The sequence below is a fragment of the Yinghuangia sp. YIM S10712 genome (assembly GCF_051388935.1).
GTDB lineage: Bacteria > Actinomycetota > Actinomycetes > Streptomycetales > Streptomycetaceae > Yinghuangia.
Map to the genome: position 1 here is coordinate 119,656 of NZ_JBPKBI010000003.1, position 24,048 is coordinate 143,703.

General features: G+C 71.2%; 17 protein-coding genes, 1 tRNA gene and 2 pseudogenes. 2 read left to right on the forward strand and 18 right to left on the reverse strand.

What is annotated here, in order from left to right:
• Positions 1 to 32: 32 nt before the first annotated feature.
• The 10 genes from eno to rsmI form a co-directional block, all read right to left on the reverse strand.
• Positions 33 to 1,319 carry a phosphopyruvate hydratase gene (gene eno, locus ACRX5W_RS09920; RefSeq protein WP_436787645.1) on the reverse strand — a complete coding sequence of 429 codons (1,287 nt, stop codon included), beginning with the start codon at positions 1,317 to 1,319 and terminating at the stop codon, positions 33 to 35.
• A gap of 274 nt (positions 1,320 to 1,593) precedes the next feature.
• Positions 1,594 to 2,043, reverse strand: a complete 450-nt coding sequence (locus tag ACRX5W_RS09925; RefSeq protein ID WP_436787646.1) for a pyridoxamine 5'-phosphate oxidase family protein — start codon at positions 2,041 to 2,043, stop codon at positions 1,594 to 1,596.
• Between the two features lie 112 nt (positions 2,044 to 2,155).
• The gene (locus tag ACRX5W_RS09930; RefSeq protein ID WP_436787647.1) at positions 2,156 to 3,670 is read right to left on the reverse strand and encodes a polysaccharide biosynthesis protein; all 1,515 of its coding nucleotides are present in this window, start codon (positions 3,668 to 3,670) and stop codon (positions 2,156 to 2,158) included.
• A 274-nt stretch (positions 3,671 to 3,944) separates the two neighbouring features.
• A complete protein-coding gene (locus tag ACRX5W_RS09935; protein WP_436788029.1) occupies positions 3,945 to 5,681 on the reverse strand; it encodes an ABC-F family ATP-binding cassette domain-containing protein in 1,737 nt (578 codons plus the stop codon).
• Between the two features lie 138 nt (positions 5,682 to 5,819).
• Positions 5,820 to 6,755, reverse strand: a complete 936-nt coding sequence (locus ACRX5W_RS09940) for a 4-(cytidine 5'-diphospho)-2-C-methyl-D-erythritol kinase (protein WP_436787648.1) — start codon at positions 6,753 to 6,755, stop codon at positions 5,820 to 5,822.
• A gap of 87 nt (positions 6,756 to 6,842) precedes the next feature.
• Positions 6,843 to 7,709, reverse strand: coding sequence for a 16S rRNA (adenine(1518)-N(6)/adenine(1519)-N(6))-dimethyltransferase RsmA (rsmA, locus tag ACRX5W_RS09945; RefSeq protein ID WP_436787649.1), 867 nt, complete (start codon positions 7,707 to 7,709; stop codon positions 6,843 to 6,845).
• On the reverse strand, positions 7,706 to 8,782 hold the full coding sequence (locus tag ACRX5W_RS09950; protein WP_436787650.1) for a ubiquitin-like domain-containing protein: 1,077 nt from the start codon (positions 8,780 to 8,782) through the stop codon (positions 7,706 to 7,708). The genes rsmA and ACRX5W_RS09950 overlap by 4 nt, the downstream gene beginning before the upstream one ends.
• 230 nt (positions 8,783 to 9,012) lie before the next feature.
• Positions 9,013 to 9,927 carry a TatD family hydrolase gene (locus ACRX5W_RS09955; protein ID WP_436787651.1) on the reverse strand — a complete coding sequence of 305 codons (915 nt, stop codon included), beginning with the start codon at positions 9,925 to 9,927 and terminating at the stop codon, positions 9,013 to 9,015.
• 150 nt (positions 9,928 to 10,077) lie between these two features.
• Positions 10,078 to 10,407 (reverse strand): hypothetical protein, encoded by a 330-nt coding sequence (locus ACRX5W_RS09960; protein WP_436787652.1) that lies wholly within the window; start codon positions 10,405 to 10,407, stop codon positions 10,078 to 10,080.
• A gap of 258 nt (positions 10,408 to 10,665) precedes the next feature.
• Complete coding sequence (gene rsmI / locus ACRX5W_RS09965; protein WP_436787653.1) at positions 10,666 to 11,532, reverse strand: 16S rRNA (cytidine(1402)-2'-O)-methyltransferase; 867 nt, start codon at positions 11,530 to 11,532, stop codon at positions 10,666 to 10,668.
• 50 nt (positions 11,533 to 11,582) lie between these two features.
• Between rsmI and ACRX5W_RS09970 the strand changes: the two genes are divergently transcribed.
• The gene (locus ACRX5W_RS09970) at positions 11,583 to 13,337 is read left to right on the forward strand and encodes a dolichyl-phosphate-mannose--protein mannosyltransferase (protein ID WP_436787654.1); all 1,755 of its coding nucleotides are present in this window, start codon (positions 11,583 to 11,585) and stop codon (positions 13,335 to 13,337) included.
• A 481-nt stretch (positions 13,338 to 13,818) separates the two neighbouring features.
• Here ACRX5W_RS09970 and ACRX5W_RS09975 read toward each other — a convergent pair.
• The 7 genes and pseudogenes from ACRX5W_RS09975 to ACRX5W_RS10005 all read right to left on the reverse strand — a co-directional run bounded on the left by ACRX5W_RS09975 (position 13,819) and on the right by ACRX5W_RS10005 (position 19,785).
• A tRNA-Ala gene (locus ACRX5W_RS09975) sits at positions 13,819 to 13,892 on the reverse strand.
• 67 nt (positions 13,893 to 13,959) lie between these two features.
• Entirely contained in the window at positions 13,960 to 15,474 is a 1,515-nt protein-coding gene (locus ACRX5W_RS09980) for a hypothetical protein (RefSeq protein ID WP_436787655.1), read from the reverse strand.
• Positions 15,475 to 15,651: 177 nt separating this feature from the next.
• On the reverse strand, positions 15,652 to 16,284 hold the full coding sequence (locus ACRX5W_RS09985; protein WP_436787656.1) for a GNAT family N-acetyltransferase: 633 nt from the start codon (positions 16,282 to 16,284) through the stop codon (positions 15,652 to 15,654).
• Positions 16,285 to 16,448: 164 nt separating this feature from the next.
• Positions 16,449 to 16,952 (reverse strand): annotated as a pseudogene (locus ACRX5W_RS09990) (MogA/MoaB family molybdenum cofactor biosynthesis protein); the annotation flags it as partial.
• A 128-nt stretch (positions 16,953 to 17,080) separates the two neighbouring features.
• A pseudogene (gene moaC / locus ACRX5W_RS09995) lies at positions 17,081 to 17,503 on the reverse strand (cyclic pyranopterin monophosphate synthase MoaC); the annotation flags it as partial.
• 144 nt (positions 17,504 to 17,647) lie between these two features.
• Complete coding sequence (gene glp, locus ACRX5W_RS10000) at positions 17,648 to 18,865, reverse strand: molybdotransferase-like divisome protein Glp (protein ID WP_436787657.1); 1,218 nt, start codon at positions 18,863 to 18,865, stop codon at positions 17,648 to 17,650.
• A complete protein-coding gene (locus ACRX5W_RS10005; protein ID WP_436787658.1) occupies positions 18,862 to 19,785 on the reverse strand; it encodes a UTP--glucose-1-phosphate uridylyltransferase in 924 nt (307 codons plus the stop codon). Before ACRX5W_RS10005 ends, glp begins: the two co-directional genes overlap by 4 nt.
• Before the next feature lie 240 nt (positions 19,786 to 20,025).
• On the opposite strand from ACRX5W_RS10005, the gene ACRX5W_RS10010 reads away from it, so the two are divergent.
• Positions 20,026 to 20,604: a 5-formyltetrahydrofolate cyclo-ligase gene (locus ACRX5W_RS10010; RefSeq protein ID WP_436787659.1), complete on the forward strand. Its 579-nt coding sequence runs from the start codon at positions 20,026 to 20,028 to the stop codon at positions 20,602 to 20,604.
• 100 nt (positions 20,605 to 20,704) lie between these two features.
• On the opposite strand, the gene ACRX5W_RS10015 is transcribed toward ACRX5W_RS10010, so the two are convergent.
• Positions 20,705 to 23,509: a penicillin acylase family protein gene (locus ACRX5W_RS10015; protein ID WP_436788030.1), complete on the reverse strand. Its 2,805-nt coding sequence runs from the start codon at positions 23,507 to 23,509 to the stop codon at positions 20,705 to 20,707.
• Between the last annotated feature and the right edge of the window lie 539 nt (positions 23,510 to 24,048).

Genomic DNA, 24,048 nt, shown 5'->3' on the forward strand with positions numbered 1-24,048 from the left:
CGGACGTCCCGCGCGGCCGGTCTGACGATGTGTCAGGCGTCGGCCTTGAAGCGGGGGAACGCGCCGCGGCCGGCGTAGACCGCCGCCTCGTCGAGGACTTCCTCGATACGCAGCAACTGGTTGTACTTGGCCACACGCTCGGAGCGGGCCGGGGCACCGGTCTTGATCTGGCCGCAGTTGGTGGCGACGGCCAGGTCCGCGATCGTGGTGTCCTCCGTCTCGCCCGAACGGTGACTCATCATGCACCGGTAGCCGTTGCGGTGGGCGAGCGACACGGCATCGAGGGTCTCGGTGAGCGTGCCGATCTGGTTGACCTTCACCAAAAGCGCGTTGGCCGTCGCGGAGTCGATGCCCCGGCGCAGGCGCTCCGGATTGGTGACGAACAGGTCGTCGCCGACGAGCTGGACCTTGCCGCCGAGGGTGGCGGTGAGCTCCTGCCAGCCCGCCCAGTCCTCCTCGTTCATCGGGTCCTCGATCGACACCAGCGGGTACGCCGCGACCAACTCCGCGTAGTACGCCGCCATCTCGCCCGCCGACTTCGACGCGCCCTCGAAGGTGTACGAGCCGTCCTTGTAGAACTCGGTCGCCGCGACGTCGAGCGCGAGGGCGATGTCCCGGCCCGGCTCGAAGCCCGCCTTGCCCACGGCTTCGAGGATCAGGTCGAGCGCGTCGCGGTTGCTCGGCAGGTCGGGGGCGAAGCCGCCCTCGTCACCGATGCTGGTGGCCAGGCCGCGGCCCTTCAGGACCGACTTGAGCGCGTGGTAGACCTCGGTGCCCCAGCGCAGGGCGTCGCCGAAGGTGTCCGCGCCGATCGGCGCGATCATGAACTCCTGGATGTCGACGTTGGTGTCCGCGTGGGCACCGCCGTTGAGGATGTTCATCATCGGGACCGGCAGCACGTGCGCGTTCGGCCCGCCCAGGTAGCGGAACAGCGGCAGTTGCGCGGCCTCCGCGGCGGCGTGCGCGACAGCGAGAGAGACGCCCAGCATCGCGTTCGCGCCGAGGTTGGACTTGTCGGCGGTGGCGTCCAGGTCGATCATCGTCTGGTCGACGATGCGCTGCTCGTCGGCCTCGATGCCGACGACCTCGGTCTGGATCTGCTCGATGACCGCGAGCACGGCCTTCTCGACGCCCTTGCCGCCGTACCGCGACGCGTCACCGTCCCGCAGTTCGATCGCCTCGAAGGCACCGGTCGAGGCGCCCGACGGCACTGCGGCCCGGCCCTGGCTGCCGTCGTCGAGGACGACCTCGACCTCCACCGTGGGGTTGCCGCGGGAGTCGAGAATCTCGCGCGCGTGAACGACGTCGATGGACGGCACAGCGTCTCCTAGGTGATTCGGGCACAAGGGTCTGCTCGGCCGAGCCTAGTGCCTGCGCCGCGACGAACCGCGCGGGCACCACTGGGCAGTGCGCAGATCGGATGGACGCGAGGGGCGTTCGCCATACGCCGCCATGGCACGACATGTCGCGCCGGGCCGGAGCAAGTCGCGCCGAACCGGGTGGAAAAGCACGCGAAGCAGGCAGGAACCGCAGGGACTTCGCCGCGGACGAACGCCACACGCACGCGCGCTGTCTCCCGAACCCCCGGCGTTCTCAGACGAGATACCCCGGCACCCGGCCCGGGCCGCCGTCCAGGCCGAAAACGCGCCAGCGGGTCGGCGTGACGACTCCGAGGCTCGTGCCCTCGCGCGACAGTGCCCGAGGCTGCTGGGACGAGAACGCCTCGTCGCCCAGGATGAGCCGCATCGCGAACTCCCAGCGCTCCTGCGCCCAGGCGTCCTCGCGCAGTTCGACCTCGCCCCACACGATGACGTGGGCGATCTCCCCGTCCTCGGCGATGGACACGCAGACCTTGGGGTTCTTCTCCAGGTTGGCCTTCTTGGTGCGGCCGGTGAGGCTGAGGTAGAGGTGGTCGTCGTCGTACGCCAACATCACGGGTGTCACGTGTGGTTCCCCGTTGGGGGTGACCGTGCCGACGTGCACCCAGTGCTCGGGGTCGCCGAGCATGTGGTCGAGTGCGGCCTTCAGCTCCGGGTCGATCATCGTTTCCGCCTCTCGTGTGCCGTCCCGCTGCCGCGGGTACGGTCCGACGGTTCTCCGACCGGCCACGTTACCTCGGCGGATTTCGAAGGTGTGCTCCGGCGCCGGGAGGGGCTCAGTAGTCGTCGGGATAGAGCGCGGCGAACGCGGCGGCTCCCTCCGAATCGGGCGAGGCGTAGCCGGGCAGCAGCTCGGTGAGCAGACCCCGGACCGCCGCGTTGTCGTTGTCCGCCGCTGCTCCGTAGAGGTCGGGCAGCCGGACCACCGCGTCGAGCGCCGCGACGGGAGGGACGGTCGCGTACACGCGCGGGTGCTCGGTCGGCAGCCGCTCCTCGACCGCGGAGAAGAGCGCCTCGTGCAGCTTCTCGCCCTGCCGCAGGCCCGTGAAGCGGATCTCGACCTGCGGCTGGTTCACCTGTTCGACGAACTTGTGGACGAGGTCGACGATGCGCACCGGGTCGCCCATGTCCAGGACGAAGATCTCGCCGCCCTGCGCCATCCGCCCGGCCTCCAGGACGAGGCCGACGGCTTCCTCGATGGTCATGAAGAAGCGGGTCACGTCGGGGTGGGTGACCGTCACCGGGCCGCCGACGCGGACCTGTTCGGCGAGGACAGACAGCAGCGAGCCGCGGCTGCCGAGCACGTTGCCGAAGCGCACCCCCGCGAAGACGCCGGGTGCCTGCGTGTTGGCCTGGACGATGAGTTCGGCCAGTCGCTTGGTGGCGCCGAGGACCGAGACAGGGTCGGCGGCCTTGTCGGTGGAGATGAGGATGAAGCGCTCCACTCCGAGGTCCAGCGCCGCGCGCACCAGGTTCTCGGTGCCGAGCACGTTGGACTTGACCGCTTCGCAGGGGTGCCTCTCCAGCAGCGGCAGGTGCTTGTGTGCCGCGGCGTGGAAGACGACTTCCGGCTTGAGGTCGCGGAAAAGCTGTTCTATGCGTGGCCGATCCCGGATGTCGGCGATGACGAGGGTGTCGTCGTCGAGCAACGCCTCGCCCCAAACGTCGAGTTGCAGACGGTGCAGGTTGGACTCGTCGTGGTCCAGCATGTACATCTTGCTCGGCCCGAACCCGTGCACCTGGCGGCACAGTTCGCTGCCGATCGAGCCGCCGGCGCCGGTCACCAGGACGCGGCGGCCGGCGATGACCTCGCGGACCGACGCGGACACGACGTGCAGTTCCTGGCGGCCGATCAGCCGGTTGACGTCGAGGGTGCGCATGTCGCTGCCGACCACGTCGCGGCGCAGCGCGACGAGGAACGACGGCAGATAGCGCACGTTCGCGCCGACCGCCGACGCGTCGGCGGCGACCTTGCGGAAGTCCTCGGGCGGCAGGCCGGGGATCGCGAGCACGACCACCTCGACGCCTTGTTCGAGGCTCACCGCCACCAGTTCGTCCAGACGGCCGAGCACCGGGAGGTGTTCCGGACGGCCCGGCTCCTCCCACGGTTGCCCGGCCACGCGTACTTGCTTCTTGTGCGGATCGTCGTCGAGGAAACCCACTGGCCGCAGCCCGAATTCGGGTGTGCGCAGAAGGTCCCTCGCCAGTGCGCTGCCCGCCGACCCGGCCCCCACGACCAAGGTTCGCAGCCCCGCGCGCAGCTTGTCCGACGTGGTATCCGACCCCACCATCAAGCCCCCCAAAGTCAGGGGCCGCGACACCGTCGGCGGAGTGCTCCCGGTATCGCGTGCGGCATCGACCCCCCACGACCCGGCGGGCGAAATCCCCATCCACACCCGCCGGTTCGAGGCGTCGCACCGCGACTGCCCCTCCCGCCCCCACAACCCCGGCAGGCTTTGCCGCGCCCACCGGTACCGCCGTTCAGACTACGGGGGCAGTGCGCCGCGCGTTGGTCTTTGGCCCTATTTTTCAGGGCAGTTGCCACCGGCGGTACGCAAACTCCCGTCAGTCCCCGGCCTGTTCGGCGAGTTCGAGCCAGCGGGTCTCCAGCTCCTCGCGTTCGGCGGCGAGGGACCGCAGTTCGGCGTCGAGTTGGCCGATCTTCTCGAAGTCGGTGGCGTGTTCGGCCATACCGGCGTGAAGTTTCTCCTCACGCTCGGCGGATTTCGCCAACTGGCGTTCGATCTTCTGGAGTTCCTTCTTCGCCGCACGGGTGTCCCCGGTCCTCTGCCGGGCCGGTGCCGACGGCACGGCGGCCTCCAAGGCGGCCTGGCGGCGGTCGAGGTATTCGTCGACGCCGCCGGGCAGCATGCGCAAGGTGCGGTCGCCGAGCAGCGCCCAGACTGTGTCGGTCGTGCGTTCGACGAAGTAGCGGTCGTGACTCACCACGACGAGCGAACCGGGCCAGCCGTCCAACAGGTCTTCGAGCTGGGTCAGCGTCTCGATGTCGAGGTCGTTGGTCGGCTCGTCGAGGAACAGCACATTGGGCTCGTCCATGAGCAGGCGCAGGAGTTGCAGGCGACGGCGCTCGCCACCGGACAGGTCACCGACCGGCGTCCACTGCTTCTCGCCGGTGAAGCCGAACTGCTCGCACAGTTGTCCGGCGGTGAGTTCGCGTCCCTTGCCCAGGTCGACGCGCTCGCGCACGCGCTGCACGGCCTCCAACACCCGCCAGGCCGGGTCGAGTTCGGCGACCTCCTGGGACAGGTAGGCCAGGCGCACGGTCTTGCCGACCACGACACGGCCGGCGGCCGGGGCCTTCTCCTCCCGGGCCGCCGCAGCCATCGCGCGCATGAGCGACGTCTTGCCCGCTCCGTTCACGCCGACCAGGCCGATCCGGTCGCCCGGGCCGAGGTGCCAGGTCACGTGCTCCAGAAGAGTTTTGGGGCCGGCCTGCACGGTGACGTCGTGGAGCTCGAACACCGTCTTGCCGAGGCGGGCGTTCGCGAACCTCATCAGTTCCTGCCGGTCCCGTACGGGCGGCTCGTCGGCGATCAGCTCGTTGGCCGCCTCGATGCGGAACTTCGGCTTCGACGTCCGTGCGGGCGCGCCGCGGCGCAGCCACGCGAGCTCCTTGCGGACGAGGTTCTGCCGCTTGACCTCCTCGGTGGCCGCGATGCGCTCGCGTTCCGCGCGGGCCAGGACGTACGCCGAATAGCCGCCCTCGTAGTCGTGCACGCGGCCCGCCTGCACGTCCCACATGCGCGTGCACACCTCGTCGAGGAACCAGCGGTCGTGGGTGACCACGACGAGCGCCGACCGGCGGGCCTTGAGGTGCCGGGCGAGCCACGAAATGCCTTCGATGTCCAGGTGGTTCGTCGGCTCGTCGAGGATGATCAGGTCGTGCTCGCCGATCAGCAGCTTCGCCAGCGCGATGCGGCGGCGCTCACCGCCGGACAGCGGGCCGATGACGGTGTCGATGCCCTGCGGGAAACCGGGCATGTCCAGCCCGCCGAAGAGCCCGGCGATGACATCGCGGATCCGCGCGTCGCCCGCCCAGTCGTGGTCGGGCCGGTCTCCGACGATCTCGTGCCGCACGGTCGCGTCCGGGTCCAGGTCGTCCTGCTGGCTGAGGAACCCCAGGCTCAGCCCCGACATGTGCGTCACGCGGCCCGAATCGGCGGGCTCGCGCAGCGCCATGACCTTGATGAGCGTGGTCTTGCCGTCGCCGTTGCGGCCCACGACGCCGATGCGGTCCCCCTCGCCGACGCCGAGGGAGACGGCGTCGAGCAGCGTGCGCATCACGTACGCCTTGCCGACGGATTCGAGGTTGACGAGATTCGCCACGGAACGACCTTCTTGCTGGACGGGAAACACCAGATTCTACGGGCCCCCGAACACACCCGGACCCGAGAATCCCGGGCCCGCGCGGCCGGGGCGTCACATCGCGCCGGACTCGGAGTTCCACAGGCGGGGCAGGACCCGGGCCCCGCCGACGGGACCGTACGCGACCCGGGTCGTGCGGCAGGTGCCGGACTCCTCCAAGGCCCGCGCGACCGATGTGGCGGCGTCCTCGTCGGCGGCGAGGAACGCGCAGGTGGGCCCCGACCCGGAAACCAGGGCGCCCAGTGCTCCGGCGGAGGTCCCCGCGTGCAGGGTGTCCCGCAGCGACGGGCGCAGCGAAACCGCGGCGTCCTGGAGGTCGTTCGTCATCGCGGCGCCCAGCGCGGGGGCGTCGCCCGCACGCAGAGCGGCGATCAGCTCCTCGCGCGGCGCGGGTGCCGGGACCTCGTCGCCCGCCTCCTCACGCAGCCGGTCGCACTCGCGGTAGACGGCCGGTGTCGACAGGCCGCCGTCGGCGAGCGCGAAGACCCAGTGGAAGCGTGCGACCGACGCCACTGCGGCCAGCCGCTCGCCCCGCCCGGTGCCGATCGCGGTGCCGCCCAGGTCGCTGAACGGCACGTCGCTGCCGAGCTCGGCACCGAGCCGGCGCAGCATCTCGCGGGGCGTGTTGCCGCGCCACATCGTGTCGCACGCCAGCAGCGTTGCCGCGGCGTCGGCGCTGCCGCCGGCCATGCCGCCCGCGACGGGGATGCCCTTGCGGATGTGGACGTGCACGTTCGGCGACTGTCCGAGGCGGTCCGCCAGCAGCTCGACGGCACGCGCCGCGAGGTTGTCCCGGTCGAGCGGGATCCCGTCGGCGCCGTCACCCTCCGCGGTGACGGTCAGCGCGTCGGCGGGGGCCACGGTGACCTCGTCGAAGAGCGACACGGCGTGGAAGACCGACACCAGCTCGTGGAAGCCGTCAGGCCGTACCGCCCCCACGGCGAGCTGGAGGTTCACCTTTGCGGGCACCTGGACGGTCACGGGGGTCACGAGCGCTGCTGCTCCTCGGCTGCGGATGTCGGTTCGGCTGGGGTGTGGATTCGGACCGCGACGATCGTACGGTGCGTGACGGCTGCCTCACGCCGGGGGTCGGCATTCCGCGATCCGGGCGAACTGCTCGACGTCCAACGCCTCACCGCGCGCCTTTGGGTCGACGCCGGCCGCGACAAGGGCCTCTTCGGCGGCGGCGGGCGACCCGGCCCACGTGGCCAGGGCCGCGCGCAGCGTCTTGCGGCGCTGCGCGAACGCCGCATCGACCACCGCGAATACTTCCTCGCGCGTCGCGGTGGTGGCGGGCGGTTCGCGGCGGATCAGCGACACCAGACCCGAGTCGACGTTGGGTGCGGGCCAGAACACGTTGCGGCCGATCGCGCCCGCGCGACGGACGTCCGCGTACCAGGACGCCTTGACCGACGGCACGCCGTAGACCTTGCCGCCGGGCCGGGCCGCGAGGCGGTCGGCGACCTCGGACTGGACCATCACCAGCGTGCGTTCGATGCTCGGGAAGACCTGGAGCATGTGCAGCAGCACCGGGACCGAGACGTTGTACGGCAGGTTCGCGACGAGCGCCGTGGGGGCCGGACCAGGCAGTTCGGTGACGGTCATCGCGTCGGCGTGCACCAGCTCGAACCGGTCCGCGCGCTCGGGCATGCGCGCGGCCACGGTGGTGGGCAGGTGCCGCGCGAGGACCGGGTCGATCTCGACGGCGACGACGCGGTCGGCGGCCTCCAGCAGCGCCAGGGTGAGCGAACCGAGCCCCGGGCCGATCTCGACCACGGTGTCGTCGGGGCGCACCTCCGCGGTGCGCACGATGCGCCGCACGGTGTTCGCGTCGATGACGAAGTTCTGCCCGAGCTGCTTGGTGGGGCGGACGCCGAGCGCTCCGGCCAGTTCGCGGATGTCCGCGGGACCGAGGAGACCGGGTCCCGCGGGACGATCACTCACGAGTACAGCTTACTTCCGCAGATCGGCCACGGACTCGATCCCCTTTGCACGAAGAGCAGCTTGGCGCGGTAGGTCTGCTCCGCGGCCGGGGCCGCGCTCGCGACGCCGGTGCCGCCCATCGACTGCCAGGTGCGCGCGTCGAACTGGTACAGGCCGTGGTAGGTCCCGGACCCGTCGACGACGGTGGGCCGACCGCCGGACTCGCACTGCGCGAGTGCCGTCCAGTTGAGGTCGTCGGCACCGGCCACCGAGTCCGGCTTCTCCTTCGTGCCGACCTTGACCACCTGGGTCACCGGCTCCTTGACGACCTCGTCGGACACCTTCTGCGGATCCTGCCGGACCCCGTCGATCGTCTCGTACGTCCAGGTCACCCGCCGGATCCCGGGGACGCCCTTGGTCTCGACGGTCTCGGTGCCCTCGAACTCCGTGGGGTCGTCTTCCTCCACCGTCTCGAAGGGGATCCGCTCGTCCTTGACCACGGTCGTCCCGCTGACGCGCACAATCGACACCGTCATGCCGTCGGTGGGATAGGCGTCCTTCGGCACACTGATCCGGTCCTGCGGTCCGAGCGTGACCCCGGCCTGCGCCATCGCCTCGCCGAGCGTCGCGACGTTGGTGCGCAGGGGGATCTGCCGCCCGTCGACCATGAAGGTGATGCCGCGTTCGGTCCGTACGTCGAGTTCGACGCCCGCGCGACCGATCGGCACGTCGCGGGACAGCGACAGATGCGCGCCGTCCGTGCGTACACCGAGCTGGTCCATCGCCTCGCCGACGGACGTCGCGGTCACCCACACGTGTTGCGGCTGCCCGTCGAGGGTGAGGTTCACCAGGCGGCCGTAGCGCACGGAAACATGGTCTCCGTCGGCCAATTCGGCGTTTGCGGCCGGGGTCACGACGTCGTGCTCGCCGACGTCGATCTGCTGCCGCGAGAGCACCTGGTCGACACTGGACGCGAACGTCCGGACCTTGTGCGCCTCGCCGTCGACCACGACCGTGACCGTCTTGTCGTAGTGCACGAACGCGGTGGTGCCGCCCACCAGTGCGGCGACGACCAGCAGTTGGGGCACCAGCATGCGCGTTGAGAACCTGCGCCTGGGCGTTTTCCCGCGCCGGCGGCTCCGCTCGGCGGAACGACTCAAGGGGTGGCTCCTGTCACCTGCAAGCAGTCAACCGAGCAGGGACTGTAACAGTGGCAGCGAGCCAACCGGGCGCCCGCCCACCGCATTTGGAGCAACGCACGACGCCGCGCCGGGCCGGGTGCGCGAGCGATCAGCCGTGCCCGGAAAGACGGTTCGGGTTCGGCTCAGGGTGCCGCGGGGGCCTCCGGCGCCCCGAAGACGCGTTCGGCGTTGGCCGCCAGGGCCGTGCACAGTTCGTCCTCGTCGACGCCCTTCACCGCGGCCATCGCGCGGACCGTCACCGGCACGAGGTACGGAGCGTTCGGCCGCCCGCGGTGCGGCACCGGGGTGAGGAACGGCGCGTCCGTCTCGACCAGCAGCAGTTCCAGCGGCGCCACCGCGACCGCGTCGCGCAGCGGCTGGGCGCTGGGATAGGTCATGTTGCCGGCGAACGACATGACGTACCCGCGCTCGGCGCACGTCTTCGCCATCTGCGCGTCGCCCGAGAAGCAGTGGAACACGACGGTGTCGGGGGCTCCTTCCTCGGCCAGGATGCGCAGCACGTCGTCGTGGGCGTCGCGATCGTGGATCACCAGCGCCTTGCCGTGCCGCTTGGCGATGCCGATGTGGCGGCGGAACGATTCCTGCTGCGTCTCGGCGCCCTCGGGCCCGGTGCGGAAGTAGTCGAGCCCGGTCTCGCCGACACCGCGCACCTGCGGCAGTGCCGCCAGCCGGTCGATCTCGTCGAGCGCGGCGTCGAGCGCGGCCCTGCCGCCGGGCTCGCGGCGCTGCCCGGACCACCCGTCGGGGTCGCCGTGCACGAGCCGGGGAGCCTCGTTGGGGTGCAGCGCGGCCGTCGCGTGGATGCGCGGGTTGTCCAGCGCGGCCTGTGCGGCCCACCGGGAGGAGGGGACGTCGATGCCGACCTGCACCAGCGTCGAGACGCCGACCGAGGCGGCAGCCGCGAGCGCGTCGGCGATGTCGCCCTCCTGGAGGTCGAGATGGGTGTGCGCGTCCCAGACCGGCACACGCAGCGACGGCGGGGCGGGCGGCGGGGTCCTGTCCTTGGGCCCGCCGTCGCGGCGGCTGCGCTTCGCCATCGTCGCTGGTCGCTTCCTTCGAGTCAGTGTCGTTCGGCCTGCTGCCCGGCAACTCGGCAGCCGCCGGAATCCTACGGCCCGCACGCGACGGGCCGCCCCCGGAAATCCGGGAGCGGCCCAGCCCTGCCGGGTCGGCGGGTCAGCGTCGGGTCAGCGGCGGGTCAGCCCCAGCAGCCACTGGCGGGCGCCGACGGATCCGGCGGGCGGGACGGTCGGCTGCGGGGCCGGCTGCGCCGCGGGGGTGGTGGCCGAGGCGACGCGGCCGGCCCGCAGAATGCGCAGGCGCCGGCCGTCGCAGTTCTCACAGCCGGGACGGCTGAACGGCGACGGCACCCGCCGGCCGTCCGCGTAGTAGTGGCAGACCCGCTCCCCGTGCAGGTCGGTGACGTGGTGGATCTCGTACGCGCGCTCCCAGCCGTGGCCGCAGCCGAGACAGACGAACGAGTACTCCTCGTGCACAACGGTCGAGGTGTTGTTCATGGCGACCTCCTCGCGCGGGCCTGCCACCGATGATTCGGTGGCCCCCTTGGCCCATGCCTTCAAGGAAACGCCCGGGGGACGGCCCGGCGTACCGGTGGTTACGTCCCCTTGGTCTGCCCTGATGCTAAAACTGACCAATTTGGGACGTGCTTGGGCCGATTACTCCTATTGTGCTACCGACACCTTGCCTCCGCTTGACGTTGCCGCCGCGCTTCTTTCCGCGCAGCCGGCTCCGCGGGCGTCGCCCGTCCCCGGGCCTCAGCCCCCGGCGCCCGCCTTCTTCGCGGCCACGACCGCGTCGAAGACGTCCCGCTTGGGGCGGCCGGCCTCGGCCGCGACCGCCGCGATGGCCTCCTTGCGCGCCTGCCCCGCGCTCTCGCGGTGCGCCACCAGCGCCGCCAACTCCGCGGGGCCGAGGTCGGCCGGCCCCGCGGGGGGCGCGCCGGCGACCACGACGGTGATCTCGCCGCGGACTCCGGCGGCGGCCCACGCAGCCAGATCGGCGAGGGGGCCGCGGCGTACCTCCTCGTAGGTCTTGGTCAGTTCGCGGCACACCGCCGCGCGCCGCTCACCGCCGAACGCCTCGGCCATCGCCGCGAGTGCGTCGGCCAGCCGGTGCGGCGCCTCGAAGAACACCAGGGTGCGCGGCTCGGCGGCCACTTCGCGCAACCGCGACGCGCGTTCGCCGGCCTTGCGCGGCAGGAAGCCCTCGAAGCAGAAGCGGTCGACCGGCAGTCCGGAAAGCGCCAGCGCGGTCAGCACCGCCGACGGGCCGGGCACCGCGGTCACCCGGATCCCCTCCGCGACGGCGGCCTCGACCAGGCGGTAGCCGGGGTCGGACACCGACGGCATCCCGGCATCGGTCACCAGCAGCACACGCGAGCCGTCGAGCAGCGCACGGACCAGCTCCCCGGTGCGCGCCGCCTCGTTGCCCTCGAAGTACGAGACCACCCGGCCGGGAATCTCGACGCCGAGGGCCGACGCCAATCTGCGCAGCCGCCGCGTGTCCTCGGCCGCGATGACGTCGGCCGAGCCCAGTTCGGCGGCAAGGCGCGGAGGTGCGTCGGCGACCTCGCCGATCGGGGTGCCGGCGAGCACGAGAACGCCGCAGAGTTCGTCTTCCACGGGGCCATCCTCCCCCGTCGCGGGCCCGACACCGTCTTCCGGTCAATACGATGACTCGCGTGACGAGCGACGTGGCGACCGACAGCCCCACCCGGAAACGCTCCCCGGAGGGAGGAGGCGGCACCACGACCACGCCCCCCGACGCTTGGTCGCGCACACTCGCACGCTTCTCGTTCCAGGCACGCCCGCGCATCTCGCTGCGTGAACGCCTCGTCCCGAAGTTCACCGACTCGTCGCCCTACACCGGCGGCGGCTGGCTGCCCTGCATCCTCGTCACGCTGCTGGCCGGCTTCCTGCGGTTCTGGAACCTCGGGAAACCGGACGAGGTGATATTCGACGAGACGTACTACGCCAAGGACGGCCTCTCCCTCATCAAGCTCGGCTACGAGGGAACCTGGGACGACCACGGCGAGGAAGGCCGGGCCAACAAGTTCTTCGCCGAGGGTGACTGGGGGCCGTTCCTCAACCACGACGGCTCGTACATCGTCCATCCGCCCGTCGGAAAGTGGACGATCGGCCTGGGCGAATGGCTTTTCAACGTCAACCCGTTCGGCTGGCGCTTCATGGTCGCGCTGCTCGGCACGCTGTCCGTGCTCATGCTGTGCCGCATCGGCCGACGCCTGTTCCGCTCGACACTGCTCGGCTGCATCGCGGGCCTGCTCATGGCGTTGGACGGCCTGCACTTCGTGATGAGCCGCACCGCGCTGCTCGACCTGGTCCTCATGTTCTGGGTGCTCGCCGCGTTCGGGGCGCTGCTGATCGACCGCGACGACGCACGCGCGGGCGTCGCCCGAAAACTCCGCGACGACATCGCGCCGCACCACGCACTCCGCATGGGACTCGGACTACGGCCATGGCGCATCGTCGCGGGCGTCTGCCTGGGACTGGCGTGCGGCACCAAGTGGTCGGGCGTCCCGGTGGTGCTGCTGTTCGTCGCGCTGACGCTGTTCTGGGACGCCGGCACGCGCCGCGCGGCGGGGGCCGCGGGCTGGCGCGTCTACGCCGCCGTGCTGCGCCGCGACCTGCCGTTCGCCTTCCTCTCGATCGTCGTCGTCGCCCTCATCGTCTACGTCTGCTCGTGGACGGGCTGGCTCGTGACCGACGGCGGCTACAACCGCCAATGGGCGGCGGGCAAGGAAGGCCTGTCGCCGGACACCTTCAAATTCGGGCCGATCAAGTTCTCCGGCCTCCCGCAGTTCGACATGACGTGGGTTCCGGAGGGGCTGCGCAGTCTGTGGCACTACCACGGTGAAATGTGGAAGTTCCACAACGGCCTCGACGACCCGCACGTCTACCAGTCGAACCCGTGGAGCTGGATGGTCCTCGGCCGTCCGGTGTCGTACTACTTCGAGAACAAGTCGCGCGGCGAGGCCGGCTGCGAGGTCGAGAAGTGCGCACAGGAAGTCCTCGGCATCGGCACGCCGTTCCTGTGGTGGGCAGGCTGCTTCGCCGCCGTCTACCTGTTGTTCCGGTGGGCCGGCCGGCGCGACTGGCGGGCCGGAGCCATCCTGTGCGGCCTGGCAGCCGGACTCGGCCCCTGGATGTTCAAGCAGGACCGCACGATCTTCCTCTTCTACGCGGTCGTGTTCGTGCCGTTCATCGCCCTCGCCGTGGCCATGATGATCGGCGCGATCCTCGGCCCGCCCGGATCGAGCCACCGCCGCAGGGCATGGGGCGCGGCCGGGGCGGTCGCGATCATCGTGCTCATCGCCTGGAACTTCCTGTACTTCTATCCGATCTACACCGGGACCACGATCCCGATGTCGGATTGGCAGGACCGCATGTGGTGGACCACATGGATCTGACCCGGGCCCGTACGGCGGGCCCCACCCGACGACAGCATCCGCCGGGCGCCGTGGCAGCGCCCGGCGGGGGCAACAGGGCTGCCGCGTAACGAAGTTGCGCAGGCCATATCCCGTCCCCCGTCCCCGCACTACAACGGCATCAGATCCGGGCGCTTGGGATCGCGTACCGAAGCCCCGAGTGCGCCTCCGCTAGCCGCACCGCGAACCGGTCGGCCCATCCCAGCAAACTGCCGTCAGGCCCCGGATCGCCCACACCTTCGGTGAAACTGTCGCCGATGGCCACACAGGAACCGACCGCTGCCGGTCGGGGGTGCGGCACGTCGACGTTGACCGCATCGTCGGCCGTATCACGCGATGTTGACTCCCGGCACCACGCCTACGCGACCGTAGCCAGGCCCCCTCCGGCCGAACACGTCCGACGTCACACGCACAAACACCAGGGGCCTGACCCGATTTCTCGGATCAGGCCCCTGGCCTGTTGTGGAGCTGAGGGGATTTGAACCCCTGGCCCCCTCGATGCGAACGAGGTGCGCTACCGGACTGCGCCACAGCCCCAACGAGAGAAGAGATTACCACCTTCCCCGTGTGCCTCGCGCCAGGGTTTCCCCGGCGCGGGGCACGGTCACTCGTTGCCGGCGCGGGGCCAGTCCTGGTCGAAGAGGTCGCCGGGGTCGGGGTAGGGGTGGCCGCGGCGGGAATCGTCGGCGTATTGGTCGAACAGGGGGGTGGGGCGCGGGGGTTCGGGGGCCGTCTGGGCGGGCCGCTCGGCTTCCGGCCGGGCGGGGTCCGTGCGGTCGGGGGCGGCGGGCTCGCCGCGCGGGACGACCGGGGCGGTCACGTACGTCGGGAGCGGGACCGGCACGGGGTCCCAGGCGTCGCGGTCGGTGTCGTCGATGACGTCGGCGGGGTCGGCGTGCAGCGCGGCGATCCACTCGGCGTGGTCGAGTTCCTCGGCGGCCCTGCGGTCGGCGCGGGCACGAGGCTCCGGGCTCGCGGGCCGGTCGGTGCTCGTACGGGACGGCCCCGGCGTGCGCGGCGGGCCCCCCGGCGGGCCGTCTGCCGGACGGCGGCGGGCGGCCGGTGCGCCGCCGCCCTGGGCCGCCGGGCGGCGGATCTCGTTGTCCGCCCCCCGCGCGGGCCGGGGCGAGGCCTGTCGCGGCGCGGGTGCCCCCCGCAGGCGGTTGCGGAGGTTGGTCTCGTAGCGTCGGCGTTCCTGCCCGCGGAGGTGGGCGATGTAGCAGGTCAGCGCGATGCCGGGCAGCAACGGCAGCCACAGCCACGCGAGTCCGGCCATGCCGGTGACCACGGCGCCCGCGGTGAAGAGGAGGAAGAGGCCGACCACGACGCGGCGGCGGCGCGCGAGGAGCTTCGCGCGGCCGTCGGAACGCTTGGGAGCGGTGGGCGGCTTGGCGGTGGCCGACAGCGTCCGCTTCGGGGTCGCCGGGCCGCTGCGGGGAGCGGGCCGACCGGCGGCGGGCGTACTGCGCCGGGGGCGGGCGGGTGCCTTGTCGAGCTCGTCGGTGGCCCGTCTGTTCATGGCGGAACTGTCCGAGGTGTCGGGAGCGACGCCGGCGGCGGCGTCCGGGGCGGCGGAGGCTTCGGGGGGCTCGGCGGGTGCGGAGGCCGCACCGTGACCGGTCGCGGCGTCGTGGCGGCGGTCGGCGGCCTCGGCCGTGCGGGCGGCGTCGGCCGCGGCGCCCCGAGAACGCTCGAAAGCCCCGGCGGGCGGGCCGGGGCGGGCCGCGTCGTCGTCAACGGACGCGTGTACCTGTCGAACACGGGGCCCCTGGGCGGGCGAGGCCTCCGTACGGCGGCGGGCAGGTGCGTCGCCCGACTCCGGCCCGGCCGGACCCGGCGGCGCCTTCTCGGCGCGGCGGGAGTCGGGCTCGGGGTCGGGAGGGGGCTGGTCGTCGCGAACGGGCATGTCGACGAGCGAGACGGCGTCGTCGCCGTTCGCGATCATCCGGGCATAGCGGCGTTCGAGCGCGCCGCGCCGGGACAGGATCCGGATCGCGGTGGTGAACCGTTCGGTATGACGGCCCTCGTTGAGCTCGTCCTGCCGACGGAGCCACATGGGCACCAGATAGGCAGCCCAGGCCCCCACGATCGCTGCGTAGATCAGGCCGCTGCTGCTCACTCGGACACGCTAAGCCGGATGGAGGTCCCGGCGTCGGAAGCGCGGCGGTGTGTCGCACGATCTTCTTTGATGCGTGTGTGACTACTGGGGCATAAGTGGCTGCTGCGATCGTACGAGTACCCCTCGTCGGCGTAATAACCCGAGGTCATCGCCATTGTCGCGGCAACGGGCGGCGACTCAGCCGCCGGCGAGTCCGTGTGCGTCCCGGTATGCCCGCCACCTCGCGAGAAGGCCTTCCGGAACCTCTTCGACGTTCAACGCGTACACCAGGTGGTCGCGCCAGTCGCCGTCGATGTGCAGGTAGCGGGGACGCAGGCCCTCCTCGCGAAAACCGAGTTTCTCGACGACGCGGCGGCTCGGGGCGTTCTCGGGGCGGATGCACACCTCGATGCGGTGCAGGCCGATGCGAAAGAAGCAGTGGTCGGCGGCCAGGGCCACGGCTGTCGGCATGACGCCGCGTCCGGCGACCGCCTCGTCCACCCAGTAGCCGAGGTGGGCGGAGCTCATCGAGCCCCAGGTGATTCCCGAGACGGTCACCTGGCCGACAAGGCGGCCGTCGTAAAGGATCACGAACGGCAGCATGCGGCCCGCGGCGGCCTCGGAGCGCAGGTAGCGCGCCATCTGACGGAAGGTCGGACGGCGGCCGGCCGCGGCGCCGGGCGGGACGGTGGCCTCCCAGCGCCGCAGCCACTCGCGGTTGCGAGTGTGGACTTCCTGCCACGCGTCGGCGTCGCGCGCGCGGATGGGTCGCAGCGCGACGTGCCCCTCGGCCAGTTCCACCGGCCAGCCGCGGGTCAGGAGTTGCCCCACGGCGGCGAGGCCTGGAAGCCGCCCCCGCCGCCGAATCCTCCCCCGCCGAATCCGCCGCCCTGCTGGGGCTGCCCGTAACCGCCTTGGTTCCCGTAGCCGCCGGGGGCCTGGTAGCCGCCCTGACCGCCCTGGTTGCCGTAACCGCCGGCCGGGCCGCCGCCGAAACCGCCTTGGCCGTGGTCGCCGCTGCCCTGCATCTGCTGGACCGCGTGCGTCAGGACCTTCGACAGCACCTCCATGCCGTCGCGCGCGCCGCCCTGCGATCCGGGGAGGTTCACGATCAGCGTGCGGTAGACCCACTGCGCGTCCTGCACGACCGCGACGCCGGCAATGCCGCGCGAGAGCGCCGAGGTGGGCACCTTGTCGAAGTTGTGGCGGCGAATCGCCTCGGCGATGCCCGGGATCTCGAAGGTGATGACCCGGCGGGTCATCTCAGGCGTCTGGTCCATCGGGGTCAGGCCGGTGCCGCCGGTCGTGACGATGACCTCGAAGTGCTGCGAAACCGCGTCGCGCAGGGCCTGGGCGACCGGCTCGCCGTCGGCGACGACGACCGGGCCGCGCACCTGGAACCCGAGCCGGGTCAGCTCCTGCTGAATGATGGGACCGCTTTCGTCCCGATATTGTCCGGCCGCGGCCCGCGTCGACGCGGTGATGACCATGGCTCGCATCAGTCTTGCCCTCCGTCCCCTGGGACCGGCGCGGTCGGGCTCTCCCCGGCCACCGCACCGGCCACGTCCCCGTTGCTGTCGTCCGGCCGCCGATCGGCGCCGGAGCGTACGACCTCTCCTGTCGCGCCGCGGTTCCAGTCGCCGGACACCCCGCCGGTTTTCTCCTCGACGCGCACGTCGGTGATCACCGCGCCGGGATCGACCGCCTTGACCATGTCGACGACCGTCAGCGCGGCGACCGAGACCGCTGTCAGCGCCTCCATCTCGACCCCGGTGCGGTCCGCGGTGCGCACGGTCGCGGTGATCGCGACCGCGTCGTCGTCGACCCGCAGGTCCACGGCGACGCCGTGGATCGCGATCGGGTGGCACAGCGGCACGAGGTCGGGGGTGCGTTTGGCGGCCATGATGCCCGCGATCCGCGCGGTCGCCAGAGCGTCGCCCTTCGGCATGCCCTCGCCGCGCAGCAGTTCGACGACGCGCGGCGACACCAGCACGCGTCCGGAGGCCCGGCCGGTCCGCACCGAGACCTGCTTCTCCGTGACGTCGACCATGCGGGCCGCGCCGGTCTCGTCGACGTGGGTCAGACTCTCGCCGCGCACCGTTCTCCCTCTCGTGCCGGAGTTGCCGGCTGCCGGTGTTGCCGACGGGGCAACGTTACTTGGGTGTGGGGACGAGGGAGTCGACGCGGCGGGACGTCACAGGACCATGACGTCGACGGTCGACCCCTGCGCCACCGCGGTCGTGTCCTCGGGAACCACGATCAGGGCGTTCGCCAGGGCCAGGCTGCCGATCAGGTGGGAGCCGTGGCCGCCGACCGGTTCGACCGTCGGCGGCGTGCCGGGCTTGTCCCCGGGCGTCAGAGTCGCGCGGACGAACTGGCGTTTGCCGTCCGGTGAGCCGAACGCCTTCGCACAGCGCGCCTGCACGATGTCGCGGTCGATCGTCGCGGTGCCCCGCATCTTCTGGAGCGCGGGGCGCACGAAGACCTCGAAGGACACGAAGGCGCTGACCGGGTTGCCCGGCAGCGTGAAGATCGGCGTCTCGTCCGGGCCGATCGTGCCGAAGCCCTGCGGCATGCCGGGCTGCATCGCGACCTTCTCGAAGGCCACCGTGCCGAGCTCGGAGAGGACTTCCTTGACGACGTCGTACGCTCCCGCGCTCACACCGCCGGTGGTGACCACCGCGTCGGCACGGATGAGCTGGTCCTCGATCGTGTCGATCAGCACCTTGGGATCGTCCGGCACGTTGCCCACGCGGTAGGCGATCGCTCCCGCCTCACGGGCCGCCGCGGTGAGCATGTAGCTGTTCGAGTCGCGGATCTGTCCGGCGGCCAACGGCCGTCCGGGCTGGACGAGTTCGCTGCCGGTGGAGAGGATCACCACGCGCGGCCTGGGGCGTACGCGCACCCGGTCGCGGCCGATCGCGGCGAGCAGGCCGATCTGCGCCGAGCCCAGCTCGGTGCCGCCGGCCAGCACGGTCTGACCGACCGTCACGTCGTCGCCGTGCCGCCGGATGTACTGGCCCTCCTTGGGCGCGCGCGTGATGCGCACGCTCGGCATGCCCGCGTCGGTCCACTCGACCGGCACGATCGCCTCGGTGCCGGCGGGGATGGGGGCGCCGGTCATGATGCGCGCGCACGTCCCCGGTTCGAGGGTGGCGTCGGAGGCGGTGCCGGCGGGGATGTCGGCGATGACGTCCAGCACCACCGGGTATCGCTCGCCCGCGTCCGCGACGTCGGCGAGCCGCACGGCGTAGCCGTCCATGGAGGAGTTGTCGAACGCCGGCAGGTCGACGGTCGCCGCGACATCGTCGACGAGCAGGCTGCCGTAGGCGTCGAGGAGTTGGAGTTCGAGCGGGGCGAGGGGCGCCACCCGTTCGAGGATTCCGGTCAGGTGCTCCTCGACGCTCTTCATTCCCGCAGCTCCTCGTCGACGTACGTCTTCAGCCAGGCCCGGAACTCCGGCCCCAGGTCCTCGCGCTCACATGCGAGTCTGACGATAGACCGAAGGTAGTCCCCGCGATCTCCCGTGTCGTAGCGGCGCCCGGTGAAGAGTACGCCGTGCACGGGACCGCCTGCGTCGGCTTCGCGCAGCGCGAGTTCGCGCAGCGCGTCGGTCAGTTGGATCTCGCCGCCGCGCCCGGGGCCGGTGGCGTCCAGGACGTCGAACACCTCCGGGTCGAGCAGATAGCGGCCGATGACCGCGTAGGCGCTGGGCGCGCTGCCCGCCTCGGGCTTCTCCACGAGGTCGGTGACCCGCACGACGTCGGCCTGGTCGGTGGGTTTGACGGCGGCACAGCCGTAGAGGTGGATCTGCGTCGGGTCGACCTCTATGAGCGCCACGACGCTGCCACCGAGTTCCTCGCGGACCTCCAGCATGCGCGCGAGGAGGGGGTCGCGCGGGTCGATCAGGTCGTCGCCGAGCAGGACCGCGAACGGCTCGCGGCCGACGTGTGGCCGGGCGCACAGGACGGCGTGGCCGAGGCCGCGCGGGTCGCCCTGCCGCACGTAGTGGATCGCGCCCAGTTCGCTCGACTCGCGTACGCGGCGCAGGCGGTCGGTGTCGCCCTTCGCGGCCAGGGCCTCTTCGAGTTCGTACGCGCGGTCGAAGTGGTCTTCCAGGGGGCGCTTGTTGCGGCCGGTGACCATGAGGATGTCGTGCAGGCCGGCCGCGACGGCTTCCTCGACGACGTACTGGATGGCCGGTTTGTCGACGACCGGCAGCATTTCCTTGGGGGTCGCCTTGGTCGCGGGCAGGAAGCGTGTGCCCAGTCCGGCCGCGGGGACGACGGCTTTGCTGATGCCCCTGGTCCGGGGCGTGGTCGCCGAGTTCATGGTCGATGACTTTAATCGGGTCATCTGAACGGCGCGTGAGAAAGCGGGCCGATTGCCTGAAAGCCGCCTGAGAGCGGGATTTGGAGTCGCTTCATGGGTGACGGAACAGCGCGCGACCGGGCGGAGTCCGCAGGTCAAGCCGGGTTTGGGGGCAGGTCGGAGCGCGATTCCGCGACGCGGCGGGCCGCCGCCACACGGGCTGCGACGGGGGCTGCGGCGACGGGACCGGGACCGGCCGCCTTGGAGGGTCCGGCCGCGGACAAGGCGGCGTTGCGGGCTCGGCTGGTGGCCGCACGCCTGCGGCTGGACACGTCCGAACGGGTGAACGCGGCGCGGGCGACCGGTGCGGCGCTGCGATCGCTGCCGGAGCTCGCGGCAGCGCGGACGGTCGCGGCGTACGTCCCGGTCGGCTCGGAGCCCGGCCCTCGCGACATGGGCGAGGTGCTGGCCGGGAGGGGGCGGCGGGTGCTGCTGCCGGTCCTGCTGTCGGACAACGACCTGGACTGGGCGGAGTACGACGGACCGGCGTCGCTCGTGGCGGCCGGGCGGGGTCTGCGGGAGCCGGCGGGGCCGAGGCTCGGGCCCGCCGCGGTGGGGCAGGCGGATCTCGTGGTGGTTCCGGGGCTTGCGGTGGACCGGCGGGGAATGCGGCTGGGGCGTGGCGGCGGCTCGTACGACCGGGCGCTCGCGCGGCTTGCGCCGGGCGCGTTCACCGTCGTGCTGCTGTACGGCGGTGAACTCCTCGACGCGGTGCCGACGGAGCCGCACGACCGGCCCGTGTGTGCGGCGATCACGCCGGAGCGGACGGTGCGTTTCTGAGACGGCGGGAAACGCCCGCGCGCGACCGGGGAAAGGTGTCCTCGGTCGCGCGCGGGCGGGTCTTGGTCGTTTGTCGGTGGCTGTTGGTCGTTTTCCGGCGTCAGTCCGCTCCGGACGACGTCGAGGACGGCGAGCGGGAAGACGTGGCCGAAGAGGTCGCGGTCGAAGTGGGTGTCGACGTCGATCGCCCGGTCGCCGTCGCGGACTCCGAGGGGCCGGGTTGCGGCGACGGCGACAGGCCGGGTGTTGCCCCGTCCGTCGGCGGAGGCGCGCCGGCCCCCGGCTGCGGTCCCTCGGGCTCAAGCGTCAACGTGTGCTTGGCCGCCGCCTCGACGGCGGGCCGGGTGAACGCCCAGGGCAGCGTGCGGCCCTTTTTCCACAGCTCGGTCTGGTCGGTGTAGTTGTCGTGCCAGACGTGGCCGGACGCGCCGGTGAGATTGATCCACCGCGAGGCGTCCAGATTCGACAGGTCGACGACCATGCGCATGGACGGCACGGTGGTCACCTCGTAGCCGCGCGCGGCGTTCCAGCCGGTCGCGTCCACGAGGCCTTCACCGCCGCCGAGTTCGTATTCGCCGCGATTGAGCATCCACTGCACGATGCCGGGGCCGTCGGTGCCGAGGGTCTGGTTCTTCAGCTCCAGCGTGTGCAGGCGCCCCCAGCTCCAGGTGTCGATGTCCTTGCCCATCTTGGCGGTGAGCTCCTTGCGGGCGGCGGTCATCGCCTTGAGCAGGAGCGCGTCGCGCGTGGTGATCGTGCCGGGGTCGTCGGAGATGTTCCACCAGGGGCTTTCGGCGTCCGACAGCAGATTGCGGACGACCTCGAACCAGCGGTCGCCGCCGTCGGGCAGGGCGGTGTTGTCGTCGCGTTCGCCGCAGTTGGTCTTGCCGTTGGTCGGGTCCAACTGGCAGTCGCCGGTTGCGCGTACCGAGAACGGCATCTTGTCGCCGAACGCGAGCATGAGCAGTTGGCGCCATACGCCGTTGAAGTAGGCGGCGGCCTTGGAGTCGGACGTCTGGCGGGCGTCCCAGTCCTTGAGCAGGTTCTGCGCCTCGCGGACCCAGGGGTCGTCGACCTCGACCGCCAGCAGGTACGGAACCAAGGTGTCTGCGATGGGGTTGCGGTCGTCCATCTGCATGTCGGCCATGGCCTGCGGGTCGATCTTGGGCTTGGTGTTGATCATGTCGATGATGCGTTGGCTGCGCGATCCGTACCCCCAGTCCGTGGTCAGGGTGTACGGGTAAGTCGGTGTCGTGACCGCGTTGTTGGCGGTGACGATGAAGCCCTCCGGCGGGTTGAAGGTGTTCGGCAGGGAATCGAACGGGATCATGCTGTCCCACTCGTACTTCGGGTCCCAGCCGTAGGCGGGCCAGCGGCCGTCGCCGGCGAGCCGGATCGGGATGCGCCCGGGGGCCTGGTAGCCGATGTTGCCCTCGACGTCGGCGTAGACGACGTTCTGCGACGGCACTTCGAACGAGCGCAGCGCCTCGCGGAACGAATTCCAGTCAGTGGCGCGGTTGAGCTGGAACACCGACTCCATCGTCGTGCCCGGGTCGAGCGCGGTCCAGCGGAGGGCGACGGCGAACCCGTCCTCGCGCTGCGGCCCGGGGTCCGGGATCGGGGCGTCCTTGCCGACATCCTCCATCTCGTCGGACGCCTCGGACAGGATGGGCCCGTGCCTGGTGGAGCGCACGGTGATGGTGCGGTCGTCGCCGCCGGAGACCTTGACGACCTCGGTGCGGACCTCGTCGAACGGCTGGTAGGCGCCGTTGTACAGGTACCCGGTGTCGGTGACCTTCTCCAGATACAGGTCGGTGACGTCGGCGCCCAGGTTGGTCAGGCCCCACGCGATCTTCTGGTTGTGGCCGATTATCACGCCCGGCATGCCGGCGAAGGTGTAGCCGGACACGTCGTAGGCGCACTGCGGGCCGACGACGCGGCAGTGCAAGCCCATTTGGTACCAGGCCGACGGCAGCGAGGCCGACAAGTGCGGGTCGTTGGCCAGCAGCGGTTTGCCGGTGGTCGTGCGGCTGCCGGACACCACCCAGGAGTTGGAGCCGACGCCCGACGAGCGGTCGGTGAAGATCGGCGGCAACTGCTCCAGGGTCTTCGAGAGTTCGGTGAGGGCGGCGGATGCGCTCTTGGACGGCACGACAGGTGCTGCGTCCTGGCGGAACGTCTCGACCGTCGGGTTGCCCTCCTTGACGACGGCGCCGCCGGTCACGATCGTCTGGTTGCGCTCGTACGGGTACGGCGGGTACAGCTCGTCGATCTGATTGACGGTGAGCTTCTCCGACAGCAGCGCGCGGTCGATCTCGTCCTGGAGGTTGGCGCGCAGGTCCCAGGCCATCGCCTTGAGCCACGCGACCGAGTCGACGGCGGTCCACGGCTCGGGCTTGTAGTCGTCGTGGACGAAGCCGAGCAGCGTGTACTCGAAGGACAGTTCGTCGCCGTCACGGCCCTTCAGGTACGCGTTGACGCCGGCGGCGTACGCCTCGACGTAGGCGCGCGCCTCCGGGGTCAGTTTGTCCACTTCCTGTTGGGCGACGCGGTGCCAGCCGAGGGTGCGCAGGAAGATGTCGTTGTCGACCTGCGACGAGCCGAACATCTCCGAGAGCCGCCCGGCGGTCATGTGGCGGCGTACGTCCATCTCCCAGAAACGGTCCTGGGCCTGCACGTAGCCCTGGGCGCGGAAGAGGTCTTCCGGGGTGTCGGCGTAAATCTGCGGGATGCCGTTCTTGTCGCGGAGCACTTCGACGTTGCCGGCCAGGCCTTCGATCTTGACGCGGCCGTCGAGATCGGGGAACGACCTGCGGCTGAGGTCGTAGGCGTACCAGCCGAGCGCGCCGACGACGACCGCGAGCACGACCACTAGCGCGATGGCGGCGTTGCGGAGCCGGCGCATGCGGCGCTTGGGGCGCGAGGCGGTCGCCTTGGCGGAGCGCTCGGCGACGTGTTGCACGCCGGGGGGAAGCTGGGGCTCGGTCGTCTGCGGAGTCTCGGCGGGCACCTCGGAAGTCGCGGCATGCGGCTCCGCCGCGTTCGGGACACCGGGGGCGCCAGGGGCGCCCGGCGCTCGTGGTGCTGCGGTGTCCGCCGGGTGGTTGCCTGGAACGTCCGCGAGATCCGGTACGGACGACTCGGGCTGGTCCGGGCCGGGCGTGTGCGAGGCGGGCATCAAGATCCTTCACGATCGGTGCGGCAAGGACACCTTAGAGCCGAGTCGGTCGCGACGACCGACGCCCTCGCAAGCCGCGGCCCGGCCGCTCGGCGGGGGCGCGATCGACCAGCGTTTTCGGGGTACTTGGCGAGCGGAACGCGGTGACTTCGGGACGGATCCTTCACTTTGGTAAAATATTCGCCAGGCGAAAGTAATGGTCCGTCAGGAAGCTTGTGCAGCCCTGGCGATCGCAGTCTCGCCATATCCAATTGTTGACGACGCGT

Bases quoted from the DNA above. Each gene is read 5' to 3' on its own strand.
- ACRX5W_RS09925 (WP_436787646.1), bottom strand. From the start codon at position 2,043: ATGATCGACCCGGAGCTGAAGGCCGCACTCGACCACATGCTCGGCGAC.
- ACRX5W_RS09955 (WP_436787651.1), bottom strand. From the start codon at position 9,927: ATGGCGAAGCGCAGCCGCCGCGACGGCGGGCCCAAGGACAGGACCCCG.
- ACRX5W_RS09950 (WP_436787650.1), bottom strand. From the start codon at position 8,782: ATGCTGGTGCCCCAACTGCTGGTCGTCGCCGCACTGGTGGGCGGCACC.
- ACRX5W_RS10015 (WP_436788030.1), bottom strand. From the start codon at position 23,509: ATGCGCCGGCTCCGCAACGCCGCCATCGCGCTAGTGGTCGTGCTCGCG.
- ACRX5W_RS09960 (WP_436787652.1), bottom strand. From the start codon at position 10,407: ATGAACAACACCTCGACCGTTGTGCACGAGGAGTACTCGTTCGTCTGT.
- glp (WP_436787657.1), bottom strand. From the start codon at position 18,865: ATGAAGAGCGTCGAGGAGCACCTGACCGGAATCCTCGAACGGGTGGCG.
- ACRX5W_RS09935 (WP_436788029.1), bottom strand. From the start codon at position 5,681: ATGCGCACGCTGCTCGACGCCGTCTCCCTCGGCGTCGGCGAGGGGGAC.
- ACRX5W_RS09930 (WP_436787647.1), bottom strand. From the start codon at position 3,670: ATGGTGGGGTCGGATACCACGTCGGACAAGCTGCGCGCGGGGCTGCGA.
- ACRX5W_RS09970 (WP_436787654.1), top strand. From the start codon at position 11,583: ATGACTCGCGTGACGAGCGACGTGGCGACCGACAGCCCCACCCGGAAA.
- ACRX5W_RS10005 (WP_436787658.1), bottom strand. From the start codon at position 19,785: ATGAACTCGGCGACCACGCCCCGGACCAGGGGCATCAGCAAAGCCGTC.